This window comes from Croceicoccus mobilis (assembly GCF_001661965.1).
GTDB classification, from domain to species: Bacteria; Pseudomonadota; Alphaproteobacteria; order Sphingomonadales; family Sphingomonadaceae; genus Croceicoccus; species Croceicoccus mobilis.
In genome coordinates, this window is sequence record NZ_LYWZ01000025.1 from 278,369 (window position 1) to 295,133 (window position 16,765).

The 16,765-nt window shown below is 61.4% G+C and carries 15 protein-coding genes; 7 read left to right on the forward strand and 8 right to left on the reverse strand.

What is annotated here, in order from left to right; genetic code table 11:
* Positions 1 to 53 precede the first annotated feature (53 nt).
* Positions 54 to 1,127, forward strand: coding sequence for an ACR3 family arsenite efflux transporter (gene arsB / locus A9D13_RS15460; RefSeq protein WP_066775644.1), 1,074 nt, complete (start codon positions 54 to 56; stop codon positions 1,125 to 1,127).
* Here the strand turns inward: arsB and thpR are convergent.
* Entirely contained in the window at positions 1,124 to 1,663 is a 540-nt protein-coding gene (thpR, locus tag A9D13_RS15465; protein ID WP_066775648.1) for an RNA 2',3'-cyclic phosphodiesterase, read from the reverse strand. The genes arsB and thpR overlap by 4 nt on opposite strands.
* A 41-nt stretch (positions 1,664 to 1,704) precedes the next feature.
* Complete coding sequence (locus A9D13_RS15470; protein WP_172808193.1) at positions 1,705 to 3,102, reverse strand: amidohydrolase family protein; 1,398 nt, start codon at positions 3,100 to 3,102, stop codon at positions 1,705 to 1,707.
* 193 nt (positions 3,103 to 3,295) lie between these two features.
* On the opposite strand from A9D13_RS15470, the gene uvrA reads away from it, so the two are divergent.
* From uvrA to A9D13_RS15485, 4 genes are all read left to right on the forward strand, one after another.
* The gene (gene uvrA, locus A9D13_RS15475; RefSeq protein WP_066775652.1) at positions 3,296 to 6,196 is read left to right on the forward strand and encodes an excinuclease ABC subunit UvrA; all 2,901 of its coding nucleotides are present in this window, start codon (positions 3,296 to 3,298) and stop codon (positions 6,194 to 6,196) included.
* A 115-nt stretch (positions 6,197 to 6,311) separates the two neighbouring features.
* Positions 6,312 to 6,872: a hypothetical protein gene (locus A9D13_RS20605; protein WP_172808194.1), complete on the forward strand. Its 561-nt coding sequence runs from the start codon at positions 6,312 to 6,314 to the stop codon at positions 6,870 to 6,872.
* A complete protein-coding gene (locus A9D13_RS20610) occupies positions 6,859 to 7,947 on the forward strand; it encodes a ComEC/Rec2 family competence protein (protein WP_156522110.1) in 1,089 nt (362 codons plus the stop codon). The genes A9D13_RS20605 and A9D13_RS20610 overlap by 14 nt, the downstream gene beginning before the upstream one ends.
* 80 nt (positions 7,948 to 8,027) lie before the next feature.
* Positions 8,028 to 8,237, forward strand: a complete 210-nt coding sequence (locus A9D13_RS15485; RefSeq protein ID WP_066775658.1) for a hypothetical protein — start codon at positions 8,028 to 8,030, stop codon at positions 8,235 to 8,237.
* 486 nt (positions 8,238 to 8,723) lie between these two features.
* On the opposite strand, the gene A9D13_RS15490 is transcribed toward A9D13_RS15485, so the two are convergent.
* Complete coding sequence (locus tag A9D13_RS15490; RefSeq protein WP_066775660.1) at positions 8,724 to 9,020, reverse strand: hypothetical protein; 297 nt, start codon at positions 9,018 to 9,020, stop codon at positions 8,724 to 8,726.
* Between the two features lie 126 nt (positions 9,021 to 9,146).
* On the opposite strand from A9D13_RS15490, the gene A9D13_RS15495 reads away from it, so the two are divergent.
* Together A9D13_RS15495 and A9D13_RS15500 are read left to right on the forward strand one after the other, a co-directional pair.
* A complete protein-coding gene (locus tag A9D13_RS15495) occupies positions 9,147 to 9,725 on the forward strand; it encodes a hypothetical protein (RefSeq protein ID WP_156522111.1) in 579 nt (192 codons plus the stop codon).
* Between the two features lie 285 nt (positions 9,726 to 10,010).
* Positions 10,011 to 10,502, forward strand: coding sequence for a DUF4168 domain-containing protein (locus A9D13_RS15500; RefSeq protein ID WP_066775878.1), 492 nt, complete (start codon positions 10,011 to 10,013; stop codon positions 10,500 to 10,502).
* Between the two features lie 112 nt (positions 10,503 to 10,614).
* Here A9D13_RS15500 and A9D13_RS15505 read toward each other — a convergent pair whose 3' ends face one another.
* The 5 genes from A9D13_RS15505 to A9D13_RS15525 all read right to left on the reverse strand — a co-directional run bounded on the left by A9D13_RS15505 (position 10,615) and on the right by A9D13_RS15525 (position 16,762).
* Positions 10,615 to 11,235, reverse strand: a complete 621-nt coding sequence (locus tag A9D13_RS15505; protein WP_066775664.1) for a YybH family protein — start codon at positions 11,233 to 11,235, stop codon at positions 10,615 to 10,617.
* A 90-nt stretch (positions 11,236 to 11,325) separates the two neighbouring features.
* Positions 11,326 to 12,702: an alpha,alpha-trehalose-phosphate synthase (UDP-forming) gene (gene otsA / locus A9D13_RS15510; protein ID WP_066775665.1), complete on the reverse strand. Its 1,377-nt coding sequence runs from the start codon at positions 12,700 to 12,702 to the stop codon at positions 11,326 to 11,328.
* Between the two features lie 45 nt (positions 12,703 to 12,747).
* Entirely contained in the window at positions 12,748 to 13,488 is a 741-nt protein-coding gene (gene otsB, locus A9D13_RS15515; RefSeq protein WP_066775666.1) for a trehalose-phosphatase, read from the reverse strand.
* Positions 13,489 to 13,566: 78 nt separating this feature from the next.
* Positions 13,567 to 14,811 carry a nucleotidyltransferase domain-containing protein gene (locus A9D13_RS15520; protein WP_172808195.1) on the reverse strand — a complete coding sequence of 415 codons (1,245 nt, stop codon included), beginning with the start codon at positions 14,809 to 14,811 and terminating at the stop codon, positions 13,567 to 13,569.
* Positions 14,804 to 16,762 carry an asparagine synthase-related protein gene (locus A9D13_RS15525; protein WP_066775673.1) on the reverse strand — a complete coding sequence of 653 codons (1,959 nt, stop codon included), beginning with the start codon at positions 16,760 to 16,762 and terminating at the stop codon, positions 14,804 to 14,806. The genes A9D13_RS15520 and A9D13_RS15525 overlap by 8 nt, the downstream gene beginning before the upstream one ends.
* Between the last annotated feature and the right edge of the window lie 3 nt (positions 16,763 to 16,765).

Sequence of the window (16,765 nt, forward strand, 5' to 3'; positions counted from 1 at the left end):
CGCGTGATCCTGCGCATAAGCCTGTGCGACGAGCATCGTGGCGGGGGCAAATCATGGCGAGTGCTGAATTGAACGCGGGCGATCCGCAGGCAGCGGGTCTGGGCACGTTCGAGAAATTCCTGTCGGTCTGGGTCGGCGGAGCAATCCTAGCCGGTATCGCGCTCGGCAATCTGGCGCCGGGGCTGTTCGCCTCGCTGGCGGCAATCGAATATGCTTCGGTCAATCTGGTCGTCGCGGTGCTGATCTGGGCGATGATCTTCCCGATGATGGTCGCGGTCGATTTCTCCGCCATCCGCCGGGTGGGTGAAAAGCCCAAGGGGCTGGTCATCACGCTGATCGTCAACTGGCTGATCAAGCCCTTCACCATGGCGGCGCTGGCCGTATTGTTCTTCAAGGTGATCTTTGCCGGCCTCATTCCCGCAGGTGATGCCAGCCAATATATTGCCGGGCTGATCCTGCTGGGCGCAGCGCCCTGCACCGCGATGGTGTTCGTATGGTCGCAGCTGACGCGCGGGGACCCGGCCTATACGCTGGTGCAGGTGGCGGCGAACGATCTGATCATGATCGCGGCCTTCGCGCCCATTGTCGCGCTCTTGCTGGGCGTGACCGACATTGCGGTGCCGTGGGAAACGCTGCTGCTTTCGGTGCTGCTCTATGTCGTGGTGCCGCTGGCGGCGGGCTCGTTCGTGCGCGGGCGGCTGCTTAAATCGCATGGCGGAGACGAGGGGGCGGTCAGCGCCTTTACCGCGCGGGCCAAGCCGCTCTCGATCCTGGGCCTGCTGGCGACCGTGCTGCTATTGTTCGGCTTTCAGGCCAGCACCATCGTTTCGCGCCCGCTGCTGATCGCGCTGATCGCCGCGCCGATCATCGTGCAAAGCTATGGCATCTTCTTCATCGCCTATGGCGCGGCGAAAGCGTGGAAAGTGCCCCATGCCATTGCCGCGCCTTGCGCGCTGATCGGCACGTCCAATTTTTTCGAACTGGCCGTCGCGGTCGCGATCGGTCTGTTCGGTCTTGGCAGCGGGGCGGCGTTGGCCACGGTGGTCGGCGTGCTGGTGGAGGTGCCGGTGATGCTCTCGCTCGTCGCCATCGCCAACCGGACGCGGGGCGCGTTTCCGGCGCGCTAGGCTCTCAGCGGAAAGCTCATCACCGGGTCGTAATGCGCGCCATGCGATGACAGCGTGCTTTCGAACAGGATGAACTGGCTGACCGTAAAAGGCGGCGATTTCAGGTCGCCCCATTTCGTCAGAAACGGTCCGACCGCCCCGGCGCTGCCCGAAAGCCGCGCCAGCGTGATATGCGGCGCATAGCTGCGCGTTTCGGGCGGCAGGCCGACGCTGCGGCAGGCGCTTTCCACCCGCTTTTGCAGCGCCAGCAACGCAGGCGATGGCGCGATCCCCGCCCAGAGCGTGTGGGTTCGCCCCTTCTTTTCAAAGTGGCCGGTGCCGCGAATGGCCAGATCGAACGGCTCACAGCGCACCTGTGTCAGCGCATCGGCGAGATCATTGGCCGCAGGGCTGTCGATTTCACCCACGAAACGCAGGGTCAGGTGCATCTGCTCGTCCGATTGCCAGCGGGCATTGTCGATCCCGTCCATCGTGTCGATCAACAGGTCGAGCACGGGTTCGGGTGGCTTGATGGCGACGAACAGGCGGTGTGTCATGGTTGCGGCGCTTCTAGGGCAGGGCGGGGCAATCCGCCAGCCTAGCGTCCGGTCGGAACCCCGTCCCACGCGGCGGCATTGGCGGCGATATCCGCCTGCATCGCATCGAGCGCCGCCCGGTCGAAGGCACGCCCATTGGCGATGACCATGGCGATCTGCCGCGTCGCGCCGATATCGGCCAGCGGATCGGCATCGAGCACGAGCAGGTCGGCGAGGAAGCCCGGCTGCACCAGTCCCAGATCCTTCATCCCTGTCATGCGCGCCGGATTGATCGTGGCTGCACGGATCGCCTCTCCTTGGGAAAGTCCGGCGTCCACCAGCGCGAACAATTCTTCATGCAGCCCGTCGCCCGGAACATAGAACGGCTTTACCGTGTCGGTTCCGGCAAGGATCGGCACGCCGCGCTGCGCCAACATGCGCACGGCCTCACTTTCGAGGCGCAAATTGGCCTGCCATTGCGCGATTATCTCTGGCGTGGTGGGGCGCTCACCCATTTTCCATGCGTCGAGATAGGGGCGCGGGATGAAGCGTAGCGCCGGATTGTCCAGAACAAAGTCGCTCTTTTCGGCAAGGCCGATGAAATGCCGCCGCAGGTTCAGCGTAGGATCGAGCCACGTGCCGTTTTCGCGGAAGGTCGCGGCCATCTCGTCGGCTTTTTCGGCGCTCAGGCGATTTTCCAGCGCGGTCCAGTCGGTATAGCCGCCCGCAAGCTTCGGGATCTCACCCTCGATCAGCGCCAGCGCGACTTCGCGGGCATGTTCGATAACCCGCTGTCCGGCGCGGGACGCTTCCAGCGGGGGGATCGCATCGGGATCATGCCCATCGACCGGAAGGCCCTGCGCTTTCGCCTCTGCCAGAATCGCGCGGTAATTTTCGGGCGTGAGGTCGGAATAGACCTTTACGAAATCCGCGCCTTCGCGTTTCAGCCGGTCGACGGCGGCGCGGGCTTCGTCCGGGTCATGCACGACGGTGATATGCGACCAGCGCGCACCGGGATTATTGAGCACCGTGCCCGCCGTCCACCAGCGCGGGCCGACGCGCGTGCCCGCCGCGATCTCGCGCCGCCATGCCAATTGCTCGGGCAAATGCTCCCACGGGCCGCCAAGATCGCGGGTGGCGGTGATCCCGTGGCTGATCAGCAGCCGCAAATGGTCGATCCCCTTGTAGCGCGAATGGATATGCGCATCCCACAGGCCGGGGATGATCCAGCGGCCCCGCATATCGACGATCTGCGCACCATCGGGTATCGGCGTTTCCGCTGCCGGTCCGATGGCGGTGATGCGATTGCCGGTGACGATGACGGTCCGGTCATGCGCCCATGTGGCGAAATCGGGGCCCAGCACCTCGGCACCGACAAGGGCGATTGTCTTGGGCGCATCCTCAGCCGCTGCCGGACCGGCCAGCGCCATGATGCCCAGCGACATGATACCAAGCGCCATGCATGTGGCGCGAACGATATTCCTGATAAAGACCCCCATGGCCGGGAAGATTGCCCGAAGGGCCGCATCGGTCAAGTCAGCGGACCTTTGATACGACCGCAGGCGTTGAAGCCGGAGGGGATGGTCCCCAAATGGCGAACAAGCCCTCATTACCCGCTTGACGCGGGAGAACATCTGCGGAACATCCCCAAGCATGCTTACCAAGATCTCCGTGCGCGGCGCGCGCGAACATAATCTCAAAGGCGTGGACATCGACCTGCCGCGCGATGCGCTGATCGTGATCACCGGCCTTTCGGGGTCGGGCAAGTCGTCGCTGGCCTTCGACACCATCTATGCCGAAGGGCAGCGGCGTTATGTCGAGAGCCTGTCGGCCTATGCGCGCCAGTTCCTCGAGATGATGCAGAAGCCCGATGTCGAGCATATCGACGGGCTCTCGCCTGCGATTTCCATCGAGCAGAAGACGACCAGCCGCAATCCGCGTTCGACCGTGGCGACGGTGACCGAGATCTATGACTACATGCGCCTGCTGTGGGCGCGCGTGGGCGTGCCCTTCAGCCCCGCGACGGGCCTTCCGATCGAGGCGCAGACGGTGTCGAACATGGTCGACCGGGTGATGGCGCTGCCCGAAGGCACGCGGCTTTACCTGCTGGCCCCCGTGGTGCGCGGGCGCAAGGGCGAATACCGCAAGGAACTGGCCGAGTGGCAGAAGGCGGGCTTTACCCGCGTGCGCATTGATGGCGAGATCATGGAGATCGAGAACGCCCCCGCGCTCGACAAGAAGTACAAGCATGACATCGAAGTGGTCGTCGACCGCCTTGCCGTGCGCGAAGGGATCGAGACGCGTCTTGCCGACAGTTTCGAAACCGCGCTGCGCCTGGCCGATGGCCTTGCCTATGTCGACCTCGCCGATGGCGTGGTGCCCGGGCGCGAGGAGGAAGCCAAGAGCGCGAATGTAACGGGCGGCCAGATGAAGGGGGCGGGGATTCCCGCCAACCGCATCGTCTTTTCCGAACGTTTCGCTTGTCCGGTTAGCGGTTTCACCATCGAGGAGATCGAGCCGCGCCTGTTCTCCTTCAACGCGCCGCAGGGGGCGTGCGCAGTGTGTGACGGGCTGGGTGAGAAGCTGCTGTTCGATCCGCAGCTGGTGGTCCCGAACGAGGCCCTCTCGCTGAAGAAAGGCGCGGTCGTGCCGTGGGCGAAATCGAACCCGCCGTCGCCCTATTACATGCAGGTGCTGGCCAGTCTTGCGAACCACTACGGTTTCGAGCTGGAAACCCCGTGGGAGGAGCTGTCCAAGGAGCACCGTGACGCGATCCTCTATGGCACCAAGGGCAAGCCGGTCCCGCTGACCTTCAAGGACGGGCGCAAGAGCTACACGGTCAACAAGCCGTTCGAGGGCGTCATCGGCAATCTCAATCGTCGCATGATGCAGACCGAAAGCGCCTGGATGCGCGAGGAGCTGTCCAAGTTCCAGACCGCGCAGCCCTGCGATGCCTGCGGTGGTGCGCGTCTTAATGAAAAGGCCCGGGCGGTGAAGGTCGCAGGCGTCGATATCGCCTCGCCCGTGCGCCTGTCGGTGTCGGATGCGAAGGCGTGGTTCCTTGATCTCGACGGCAAGCTGACCGACCAGCAGCAGCAGATCGCCAAGGCCATTCTGAAAGAAATCAACGAGCGTCTTGGCTTCCTCGACAATGTCGGTCTGGACTATCTCAACCTCGACCGCACCAGCGGCACGCTGTCGGGCGGCGAAAGCCAGCGCATCCGCCTTGCCAGCCAGATCGGCAGCGGGCTGTCGGGCGTGCTCTACGTGCTCGACGAACCTTCCATCGGCCTGCACCAGCGGGATAATGATCGCCTGCTTGAAACGCTCAAACGCCTGCGCGATCTTGGCAACACGGTCATCGTGGTGGAGCATGACGAAGACGCGATCCGCGCCGCCGATCATGTCGTCGACCTTGGCCCCGGCGCGGGGGTGCATGGCGGCGAGGTCGTCGCGCAAGGCACGCTGAAACAGGTGCTGAAGACGAAGGGTTCGCTCACCGCCGATTACCTCAACGGCACGCGCAAGATCGAGGTGCCGGAAAAGCGCCGCAAGGGGAACGGCAAGAAGCTCACCGTGCATGGCGCTGTCGCCAATAATCTGAAGGACGTGACGGGCGAAATCCCGCTCGGCACCTTTACCTGCATCACCGGCGTTTCGGGGTCGGGCAAATCGTCCTTCACCATCGACACGCTCTATGCCGGTGCGGCCCGCCAGCTGAACGGCGCGCGCGTCATCGCCGGCCCGCATGAGAAGATCACGGGTCTCAACCATTGCGACAAGGTGATCGAGATCGACCAGTCGCCCATCGGCCGCACCCCGCGTTCGAACCCGGCGACCTATACCGGCGCTTTCACCAATATCCGCGACTGGTTCGCCGGGCTGCCCGAGGCGCAGGCGCGCGGGTACAAGCCGGGGCGCTTCAGCTTCAACGTCAAGGGCGGCCGATGCGAGGCGTGCCAGGGCGACGGGCTGATCAAGATCGAGATGCACTTCCTGCCCGACGTCTATGTCACCTGCGAGGAATGCGGCGGCAAACGCTATAACCGCGAAACGCTGGAGGTGAAGTTCAAGGGCAAGTCCATCGCCGACGTGCTCGACATGACGATCGAGGATGCCGAGGAATTCTTTGGCGCCGTGCCCCCTATCCGCGACAAGATGCACATGCTGAACGAAGTGGGGCTGGGCTATGTGAAGGTGGGCCAGCAGGCCACCACCCTGTCAGGGGGCGAGGCGCAGCGCGTGAAGCTCGCCAAGGAACTCGCCCGCCGCTCCACCGGGCAGACGCTCTACATCCTCGACGAGCCGACCACGGGCCTGCATTTCGAGGATGTGCGCAAACTGCTCGAAGTGCTGCACCGCCTTGTCGACCAGGGCAATTCTGTCGTGGTGATCGAGCATAATCTCGACGTCATCAAGACGGCGGACTGGATTCTGGACCTTGGCCCTGATGGCGGCGTGCGCGGCGGCGAGATTGTCGCCACTGGCACGCCGGAGGACGTGGTGAAGGTGGAGCGGAGTTATACCGGGCGGTATTTGGCGGGGATGTTGTGAGGCGATTGGTTCTTACATAGGGCAAGACCGTTGAGGGGGACTGGAAATATTTAACTCGATAAAATCGCAAATCGTAGCGCAAACTCTGGCTCCGTTCGCGGGGGCCTACTCAGTTTTGTGCCTCTTGCTCTCTGGCAAGGATATTTCCCAATTATTCTCTGATTGGCAAAAAATTATTGCGATTGGGTGTGCCTCCGTAGGGCTTAGCCTGTTGCTAGATTTGATTCCTAAATCATTTAAAGAAATTCTAATTTTTTGGAGAATTAGGTTTCGTCTTCCAAGTCATCGGGCATTTGCAAATGGAAGAAAATTCTCGGAAATTTTAGACAGGAATGAGGTCGTTGACATCGCAATGCGAAGCAGTCTTGGTCCAAAATATCAGAATAGAACTTTTTACAGAATATATGATAAATTTAGAGATGTTGGAAGCGTAAGGCATTACTCTACACGGTACTTGCAATGGCGTGAGTTGGCGTCTCTTTCCATATTTTTGATAATTATCGGATATATTTATGTAGGAAGTGAAGGAGGGTGGGCTTCTACACAAGCAGCATTATCGCTAGCGATAGGCATTGCAATTACCCTGTGCTCTATATTAGCTGCACGGAATTCATCTGAAATGCTGATTGATTATGTTTTGCTGAGTGAGGCGGTCGCTAAAGATGACGGAAAATAATGACTTTTTTGAAATCGATTTTTTAGATGTCGAGACTGCAAAAAGCGGAGACTCTATCACTATTAGGACAAGAGTCGGTGGCATAGAAACCGTGTCTGTCGTCGATGGAGGTTATGCAGAATGTGGTCAGAAAATAATTGATCATATAAAAAAGTATTATGGATCGGTCCCAACAATCCAGCACGTGGTGCTGACGCATCCCGACGGTGATCATGCTGCTGGATTGAAAACGGTTTTAGAAGAATATCCTGTTGAACGTCTCTGGATGAATCGACCTTGGTTATATGCGACGACGCTCCTGCCGAATTACCCAACTTATAATAGTTTAAAGGCTCTAGAATCGCGATTGAAGAAGAAATATCCACACGTCGCTGAGCTAGAGAAAATTGCTCTATCGATGGGGGTTTTAATTGAAGAGGCATTTCAGGGAAATGTCATCGGCAATTTTACTGTTATGTCTCCGACATTTAATAATTTTATCAATCTTATTTTAAAAGATGACGATAAAGCTGAAGAATTTGAAGAAACGGCTAGTGTTAGGTTCGACAAATATCTTCTCGAATTAGCTAAATCTGCGATTAGCTATGTTTCATCAATATGGGGCCATGAAAACCTTCCGGAGAAAGATACAAGTCCTCGGAATGAAATGACGATCGTACAATATGGAAAAATAGCTGGCAAAAAGATTCTCCTTACAGGTGATGTTGGCCGAGAGGGTTTGCAGACCGTAATCGATTATGCGCCCTCAGTTGGCTTGGATTTGCCAGGTATTGACCGGTTTCAGGTGCCACATCATGGGTCACGGCGAAATGTGTCGAGTGAAATTCTCAATCAGTTACTCGGTCCGGTAAAGTCCGAGACAGAAAGTCAGCAAACTCATTTTACCGCAGTAATTTCATCAGCAGCCAAGGATGTGCACCATCCGAAAAAGGCTGTTGTCCGCGCGATGATCCATAGAGGGGCAAAAGTTGTGACAACTGAAGGGCATGATGTGCGGTCACACATGAATGCACCTGTACGCGAAGGTTGGACGAGTTTGAATGGATTGAATTATCCCACTGAACAGGAAGAGTAGCTTATCTTTAATTTTCCTACACCCCGCCAACCCCATAAATAACCCGGTTCCTTTTCACCCCTCACAGAGAGGAACCGCAAATGCCCATGGAAATCCCGCCGCCGTCGGATCGTGATGCGCTCGAACATGCTCGCCGTTGGCTTGAGCATGTCGAGGCGGGGCGGATTGGGTGGGGGGCGGTTACTACGCCCGCCATCGCCCTCCAGCACCTTCGCAACGAGGAAGTCGTGCTGGGCCGCTCGCGCAGCTTCTCCTTTCCCACGCCGGAACCCTATCGCGGGAGGCGGTAGGCTTGCGCCATCGGCTTTGGCGCGCGCCTCTCTTGGCGCGGCTCACGGGCGTTGGTGCATGGGGTGAGGGGAACTGTTGTTCGGTCAGCCGCTACGTTTGTGGTTGGCGCCGTTTGTTTGTTTGGGTCCCTCAAACGCCGGGCGGGGCGCATCCGCGCCACTTGGCTTCCTCGCATAAGCTCGGGCGCGCTTTCGCGCTTGCCGGAGTCACCTTCGGTGCCCGGAGACCCGGCGCGACAGGTTCCAAGCATATGCTCGCAGGTCAGCAGTGGAACGGGGCGCGAAGCGACTCCCGCAAGGCCGAACGGCCGCCGCCGCTTATTGCGGCGAAGCCAAGGCGGGCGGATGCCCGCCGCCCGGCGTTTGAGGGATCAAAACAAACCACTCACGGGGCGCGAAGCGACTCCCGCAAGGCCGAACGGCCGCCGCCGCTTATTGCGGCGAAGCCAAGGCGGGCGGATGCCCGCCGCCCGGCGTCTGAGGGTCTTAAGAATAAAGCCTCGCGCAGGCCTGTGTGACCTCCTGCATCTCGGCTTTCTTGTCTCCGAACGCATCGGTCAGTTTCAAACGGCGCGTGTCGAATTCGCTTTTCATGCAGCCGCAGATCTGGGGTTTCTTCGCCTCCAGTTCGGGCGGGAACTGGGCGCGGGCGATGCATTGGGGGATGAAATCCTCGTCCAGCTTCCTCTCGACCTCGGCCCCGATCTCGTCACGCGCGGTGAACGAAAATGCCACCAGAAAGCCGACCACCGCTGCCGCCAGAAATGCGATCAATTTCAGCATTGCTCATTCTCCCCCGGGAAAACGCTGCCGAACCCTCGCACGAGAGGGTTGAGAACGGGTGAACCGCCATCAGCCCCTGCGATTTTCCGGGATCGCCACCAGCACGATACATTAATGGAGCGCCCCATGACGACCGAAACCCACGACGCAGCCTACCGCCCCAAACCCCGCGCCCCGCGCCGGGACCAATGGACCCGCCGCAAGATGGTGATCTTCCTGCGCGAACTCGCCGCGTGCCAGTCGGTCACGCAAGCCGCGAAATCGGTCGGCCTCTCGCGCCAGAGCGCCTATCGCCTGCGCGACCGGCTTGTCGGCACGCCGTTCGCGCTGGGCTGGGAAGTCGCGCTGGAGGCGGGGATCAGCCAGCTGGCCCATGCCATGCTCGACCGCGCGATCAACGGGGTCGAGGTGCCGCATTATTACCAGGGGGAGCTGATCGGCACCTCGCGCCATTACGATGAACGGCTTGCCATCTGGATCGCCGCCAACCCGTGGAAGATGGGCCGCCACCAGATGGCCCGCGAATATTCGGCGGAAGGCTGGGACGATCTCCTCAAACGCATAGAGGACGGCCCCCTCGACTGGAGCGGCGACGAACGCGCCCCCGCAGCCACCGATATCGCCAAGGGCGATGCGGCGCAAAACCTTGCCAGCTGGTACGGGGCTAATGCCGCCAATGATGGCTCCGGCGCTCAGGTGAATTGAGATGCGCAAAGTTTCCCTTATGCGCCGGTGTGTCACCCAAAGCCGCGAAACCCCAGCATTTGCGCGGGGTTCCGGCGGGTTACGCCGGTTGTAGGGCATGTCACTTATGTCACCCTGCACACCGAGATCTGCGCGCAAAACCGCCGTTTCCGGTTCGGTTCGTCGATGCTGGGGCACGGCTGCCACAATTCGGCCTTAATTCCCGCACGAGGCATCCGCTGGCCGGTTGCGATGTGGCTTTGGGATCCTGACTCTTGGGTCATCGCAGAAGAGAGGTATTTTTTGATGACCAAGTTCACTGCTCTGAAATTCACCGGGATTGCTGCCGTTGCCGCGATCGCCGCAACCGCGACCCCCGCATTTGCGCAGGATGCCCAGAACACGATGATGGATCCGCCTGCCGCGCCGGGTGCAATGGGCAGCGCGCAGGAAGTGCCGGCTCCGCCGTCGAGCGCGGCCCCCGATGCAGCGACCCCGGCTACGCCTGCCGATCCGGCCACTCCGGCGCAGCCCTCGATGGGCGCTGAAGCCGCCGCCACTGCCGTGACCGATACGGAACTGAAGAGTTTTGCCGAAGCCGCGATGGCGGTGCAGAAGATCCAGGCCGACACGACCGTCGCTGCTGCCGACAAGCAGGCGAAGATGGCTGCAGAGGTGCAGTCCTCTGGCCTGACGGCGCAGCGTTTCAATGAGATCAGCACCAAGCTGCAAACCGATGCCGCGCTTCAAAAGCGGCTGCAGGTCGCCATGGCTGCCGAAATGCAGGCCGGCAGCTGACCGGGTCTGATCACGCAATAGCTCACGGGGCCAACTCCCCCGCAGAGCCGAGCGGGCGCCTTTCCTTTGCGGGGAGGGCGCCCGTTCCCCTGTGGACCTTTGTCGGCCCCTGTCAGGCGGCGGGTTTTGCGGTGCCGGTTTCGGGTCGTGCCGCCGTTTCCGCCGTTTCCGCCGCTGCCGCCGCATCGGGCGGGGTGGTGGCGGAGGATGCAGCATCGGGCGCCTGTGCGGTGTTGGATTCGGACACGATTTTCCAAAGCCCGTCAGTCTGGCGCTGCCACACGGCCTGGTTGGTGGTGACCGAATGCACCGGCTCCTCGCCGATCATGCCGTCGAGCGTGATCTTCGACGTGGTGACCGCGAAATCGGCATTGACCGAAACCCAGGTGTTATAGGGCGTGATCTGCATGTCGACATCGTCGTCGCCCAGCATGGAGGCATACATGGCGCGGATCGCGGCAGGGTCGGTCAGCGGCGGTTCGCCGGGCATGATAATGGTGGCATCGGGCGCGTATACAGCAACGGCCCCGTCGACATCGCCCTTGTTCAGAGCCTCCACCTTTGCGCGCAGCGCGGCGTCAATGTCCTGCTTCGCGGCCTCGGGGGTGGGGGCTTCCTCCTTCGCGGGCTTCATCGCCTCGGGCATGTCGGGCGTCTTGTCGCAGGCCGCCAGCGCGGCAAAGGGCAGGACAAGCGCACCGGCCATGGCCAGGCGGCGGAAGGAGGAAGGCATCTGTTATCTCCACGGCGCGGCCAGCCGCCGGAATGCGGGCGCCGCTGATAAGGAAAGGCCTGAAAGCCCCGGACGTTCCCTAATGTGCGATCAGCGGATCGTCTCGGTCTCTTCGATCATATTCACGAACTTTTCGCGCCACCAGTGCACGTCTTCCTTCTCGACCCCTTCGCGCAGCGTCTGGAACCGGGCCTTACGCTCTGCCAGCGGCATTTTCAGCGCAGTCTGGATGGCCTCGGCGACTTCCTCGGGAGCGTAGGGATTGACCAGCAGGGCGTCCTGCATCTGCGCGGCGGCGCCGGCAAAGCGCGAGAGGACGAGGACGCCGGGATCTTCCGGGTCCTGCGCGGCGATATATTCCTTGGCCACAAGGTTCATGCCGTCGCGCAGCGGGGTGACGAGGCCGACGCGGGCGGCGCGGTAGAGGGCGGTCAGTTCCTCGCGCCGGTAGCCGCGGTTGACATAGCGGATCGGGGTCCAGTCGACCTCGGCGAACATGCCGTTGATGCGGCCGGCCAGTTCGTTCAATTCCTCGCGAACGTGGCGATATTGCTCGACCTCTCCGCGCGATGGCGGCGCGACCTGGACAAGGACGACGGAACGGTGGAGGTCGGGATAGGCGTTGAGCAGGTGCTCGAAACTGACGAGGCGTTCCTGCAGGCCTTTGGAATAGTCGAGCCTGTCGACGCCCACGATCATGGTCAGCTGGCGCAGCGAAACGCGCATGCGTTCGGCCAGCTGGTGAGCAAGGTCGGTTTCGCTGCTGTCGATGAAGTTCTTGAAGTCGATGCCGATCGGGCAGACCACGGCGCGAAGGCGCTGACCGTCGACGGTGATGTAATCGCCATCAATCGTGCCGCCCAGCTCGTTTTCGCAATAATGGCGGAAGCTTTCGAGCCACTCGCCGGTCTGGAAGCCCACGACGTCATAGCCGAACATGGAGCGGACCAGCCGTTCATGATGCGGAAGCGAGACGAGCAGCCGGGTGGGCGGCCACGGGGTGTGGAGGAAGAAGCCGATCTTGTTCTTGATGCCATGTTCGCGCAGCAGCGATGCCATCGGGATCAAGTGGTAATCGTTGATCCAGATCGTGTCCTCAGGCTCGATCATGACGTGCAGCGGCTCGGCGAAACGCTTGTTCACGCGTTCATAACCGGAACCGAAACTGCGGTTATATTTGGCAATGTCGATGCGGTAGTGGAACAGCGGCCAGAGTGTGCGATTGGCAAAGCCGTTGTAATATTCTTCGACATCCTGCGGTTCGAGATCGACAACGGCAGAGCGCACGCCATCGCTTTCCTCGAAGCTGACGGAACCGTTGAATTCCTCGACTTCGCGCCCGGACCAGCCGAACCAGAGGCCTCCGGATTCGCGCAGCGCCGCCTGCAGCGCCACGGCAAGCCCGCCCTGCGAGCCATCCGGGCTGGGCATGGATACGCGATTGGAAACGACAATCAGGCGGCTCATTCTATTCCCCTGTATTCTTTTAAGGCCTCAATGATCCAAGAGGCTTTAGTCCATGCGTTCCCTTAACGAGCGAGATAGCCAATCGTTCACGGCGGCGACACCGGCAAGGCGAAAAGTCGCGAGCGTTGGTCGCATTTCGCCAACCAAAACACCTGCGCCGCCATGCGCATCGACCGCGCGGAAACCGTCTTCATCGGTGACGTCATCCCCCAGGAAAACGGGTCGGTGGCCGGCAAAGGGGCCGTGGCCCAGCATTTCCGTGATGGCAGAGCCCTTATCGACGCCGGAAATGCGAAGCTCGACCATATCGTGTCCGCGCTGGACGTGAAGGCCATGATCATCGGCCATCTCCTGCGCCAGATCATGCGCAGCATCCCGCTCGCCCGGCGCGCGACGGTAATGCAGCGCGGCGCCCAGTGGCTTGTCCTCAAACAGCAGACCCTCGGCACGGGTGGCAAATTCGGTAAACCGCTCGCGCGCGCGATCGAGGCCAGCTGGGCGAGGGCGGTGCTGGCGTTCCCCGCCGGCAAGGCGCCATTCCGATCCATGGCTTCCGGCGGCAGCCAGTCCCGCCATGCCGAATTCATCCAGCACCTCGAGTGCCCTGCCGCTTACCAGCGCCAGACGGCCATTCAGTCGGTCGGTCAATTCATGAAGCGTTGCGATGAGATCGTCTGGTACGGTGATCGCATCCGGGCGATCCGCCAGTTCGACCAGCGTGCCGTCGAAATCGAGAAACAACGTGTCCGTAGCGAAATCGAGCAGCGGGGGTTCTGGCAATTGCATACTCACTCCTTGTGATGTGGCCGCTGGCCGCTTTGGGGTCAACCCTCGGTGCTGCAAACGCGAATAAAGTAGCGCCGGTCAGGGCTGCGAACCATCGCCTCTCAACCAGTTCAGCATGTCTGCATCCGCCTGCGCCTCGGCACGCAGCGTTCGATTAGCCAGAGTGGATAGCCAGCGTTGACCACGGCTCCATGCCCATGCGGGATAAGCCAGCCATCGTGTCGGATCTGACGCGCGCGTACCGGCGATGTCGGCCAGTTTTTGCGGTGTGGGGCTGAGCATGCGCGTAATTGCAGCCAATGGGCTGGAAGAGGAATTTCCGCTTGTCTCCAGCCGCCGGGCCATGTCTCGGGCTTTGGCCTGCGACGGTGTGCGGAACATGGCGTCGATCGCGTGCGGCACATAAGGTGAAGCCGCATCTGTCTGGGGAAGAAAGTGGTCGGGAACGGCGATGTCGCCGCTTTCGCGCGCGATGGCAAGCAGCAGGGCGAGCGGACGGGCAAGCGATAAGCTGTCAGCCTCATGCAACAGGCGGTCCCGATCGAGGGACGGATCGGCCCATAGATGCCGGATGTCGGCAATCGTCAGCGGGCCGTTTTCAAAACAATTGTGCAGCGTTGCATGGACCGTGATATGCAGCAGGTTTGAAAGCGGGTCGGCCAGCCTTACGGCTGCGGATCCGACCGAGACTTCCTTCGCATTTTGCAACAGCAGTGCGGTCAATCCGCTGTCGCCTGCCCATTGGCGTGAAAAGACACGGTGATGGATCTCCACCGTGACCGCATGTTCGGGGCTGACAAGTTCGGGCATCTGGTGATACCGCTCGGGACCGTACTGGCCGGCCCATTCCGCTGTGGTAAACCCATGATCGCGAAGAAGATCGTAAGCCTCTTGTGCGCGCGAACGCGGAACGAGCACATCAATGTCGCGCAAGGGGCGCATGGCAGGCTGAGGATAGGCCGAAAAAGCGAGCGCCGAACCCTTGAGTGCGACATGACCGATATCAGCCGCGCTTAGCAACGCCGCCACCTGTCCCAGCACGATCCGTTGACCCAGAGCGTAGAGAGTCTGCCTGCGGTAAAGATCTGTAATGCGGCGCCTGTTCGGTTCCGGAGCGGCAATGCCTTGTGCCACCATGTGGCGATGCAGCAGACACGCTGTGCGGGTTCGCACCGCGATTGCCTCCAATGCATCCCAGCCAGCTTCATCAAGTGCGGTAAAGGTCTCATCCGGCTGCGCATTTCCTGCACAAATTCCCACCATCAGCCGCTCTGCGAAACCGTCACGTGGGGCGCTGTCATGGCAGCCTGCGGGGTTAGCCATTGCGGCCACCGACATGCCTGAAAAACCGCGCAGCAATCAGCCCGCGCCCGACGGCTGAGTATATTCTCGGCCCCTCGCGTCCGCCGATGCTGTCCCTGCCGTCCCATTCCTCAAGCCATTTGCGAAGACGCGTAAGGTCTAGCATCGCGGAAAGATCCTCATCGTTTTCCAGCCGATCGATCTCTGCCAGCATTGCGGCTCGCTCGCCTGAAAAACGTATTGGCCAGTCCGAGTTTTGGATCCCGATCCGCCGGGCGGTGCGAACCTCTTCGGGGATCCGTCCGTGCAGCAATCGCCGCGCCAACCAGCGGGTCGTGCCATTTCGCAGGAATTGATCGTCGGGAATTCCTGCGCACAGTTCGTATAACGGTCGAAAGCTTGTCGGATCGCGCATCGGAATGCCGTGCAGGAGCTCCATCGCCTGAATCGCATCGCCTCCCTCCGCCTCACTCATGGCTATAACCGCCTTTCGCCATTGGCGAGAGGATCGCGTTTCGAGAAAGAGCGGGTCATGGCCATCGCGGGCAGCTCGTTCGGCGACGCCCGATTTTGAAGCGCCGTCCCGATCAAGCGCGCACCAGCTGTCAAACGGATCCATCGCCGTACCGCGGCGATTGGCCCATGCCTGGCGCCATCCCAGCGGTAGCTGGGGCATCAGCGCATGGCTTATGAACCGCCGCCATATGGGGCGATCACCGCCGAGTGCGGCCAGTTCGGCGATGGCTTTTACTAACCGCCCCTCGCGCAGCCAGGTCGGCGGGCCGGTCCGTCCGTCATAGCTGAAGGAGCCATTCCCCGATGCGCCGGTCAGCATCACGTCATGGCCCGATGCGGCTGCTCGCCTCAGCGTCTCGTGCCCCCAATGCATGTTGCTGCCGCCCATTGGGGCAGCCCCTGCCAGCAGAAAGAAATTGTCCTCCCTGTGCTGCAGGTCAAGCGCGCCGGTATCGACAAGCTCCAGATCAACGCGCCCGTGCATGGATGCAAAGGCCCTGGCGCCGTCGCGTTCGTCCCCTGTCGCGGCCGGCCAGTCGAGAGGTTCGTAACCCTTCTGCGGAACCCAGCAATAGGCTTTGAGCCGAGCCTCTTGCGCAATCGCGTCGAGCGCGAAGCTGCCGACAGCTTGCGAATCCAGCCCGCCCGATAGCTGAAGCGCGGGCGACCGAAATGGTGAGAGCATAGCCTCAGTGCCGCGTCGAAACGCCTCTTGCACTGCATCGACATAATCCTCGTCACGGGGAAAGCGGACTTCCGGCAGGCGGTCGATGGACCAGTAATTTTCACGGTGGGTGCGGTCGGGCGTAATGTCCGCCAGTTCACCCGGCGCAATCCGCTCGATCCCGCGAAACCAGCTACGCCGCGCATCGCGGAAATTGAGGAACAGGGCGTCTTCGAGCTTCGTACGGTCGATTTCTTCGGCGGCGCCAGCGGCAAAGGCGACGCGCGGGGTGGAGGCGACAACCAGCAGACTGCCCTGTCGCCAGAGGTGCAGGGGAGGGGCCTGAATCGGCGAGCGGGCGATGCGCACGCGCCTTTCCTCGGGGTAGTAGGCAATCGCGGCGTATTGTCCGTTGATCAGTCGATCGCACGCGTCGCCATGCTGGGCGAGAGCGGTGCCATAGATTGCGGCCTCATCGCTTTCCCGTGCGGCTTGCGTGATAGCCGTGGGCAATCGGTCAGTCTCGAACAAATCCCCGGCCAGAAGGATGATCGCACCATCAGGGCCCCGCGCTGCCTGCCATGGCCGCGATCGCGCCCCCAATCCCGTGGCTGGCGCGGCGCTAATTCGAGAGCGAGAGAACAGGAGCCCGCCCGGGGCTTTCATCGTGCTGACCGGCCCCCCCAGTCCGATGCCGAGGCTGTTGGCGACGCGCTCCTTAAGCCCATCTTGGTGGGCGCCGGGATCTCCTCCGGCCAGATCGATGACGGCGGCAATAAGCAGGGCACCCATCGT

Bases quoted from the DNA above. Each gene is read 5' to 3' on its own strand.
- arsB (WP_066775644.1), top strand. From the start codon at position 54: ATGGCGAGTGCTGAATTGAACGCGGGCGATCCGCAGGCAGCGGGTCTG.
- thpR (WP_066775648.1), bottom strand. From the start codon at position 1,663: ATGACACACCGCCTGTTCGTCGCCATCAAGCCACCCGAACCCGTGCTC.
- A9D13_RS15470 (WP_172808193.1), bottom strand. From the start codon at position 3,102: ATGGCGCTTGGTATCATGTCGCTGGGCATCATGGCGCTGGCCGGTCCG.
- uvrA (WP_066775652.1), top strand. From the start codon at position 3,296: ATGCTTACCAAGATCTCCGTGCGCGGCGCGCGCGAACATAATCTCAAA.
- A9D13_RS20610 (WP_156522110.1), top strand. From the start codon at position 6,859: ATGACGGAAAATAATGACTTTTTTGAAATCGATTTTTTAGATGTCGAG.
- A9D13_RS15485 (WP_066775658.1), top strand. From the start codon at position 8,028: ATGCCCATGGAAATCCCGCCGCCGTCGGATCGTGATGCGCTCGAACAT.
- A9D13_RS15490 (WP_066775660.1), bottom strand. From the start codon at position 9,020: ATGCTGAAATTGATCGCATTTCTGGCGGCAGCGGTGGTCGGCTTTCTG.
- A9D13_RS15495 (WP_156522111.1), top strand. From the start codon at position 9,147: ATGACGACCGAAACCCACGACGCAGCCTACCGCCCCAAACCCCGCGCC.
- A9D13_RS15500 (WP_066775878.1), top strand. From the start codon at position 10,011: ATGACCAAGTTCACTGCTCTGAAATTCACCGGGATTGCTGCCGTTGCC.
- A9D13_RS15505 (WP_066775664.1), bottom strand. From the start codon at position 11,235: ATGCCTTCCTCCTTCCGCCGCCTGGCCATGGCCGGTGCGCTTGTCCTG.
- otsA (WP_066775665.1), bottom strand. From the start codon at position 12,702: ATGAGCCGCCTGATTGTCGTTTCCAATCGCGTATCCATGCCCAGCCCG.
- otsB (WP_066775666.1), bottom strand. From the start codon at position 13,488: ATGCAATTGCCAGAACCCCCGCTGCTCGATTTCGCTACGGACACGTTG.
- A9D13_RS15520 (WP_172808195.1), bottom strand. From the start codon at position 14,811: ATGGCTAACCCCGCAGGCTGCCATGACAGCGCCCCACGTGACGGTTTC.
- A9D13_RS15525 (WP_066775673.1), bottom strand. From the start codon at position 16,762: ATGGGTGCCCTGCTTATTGCCGCCGTCATCGATCTGGCCGGAGGAGAT.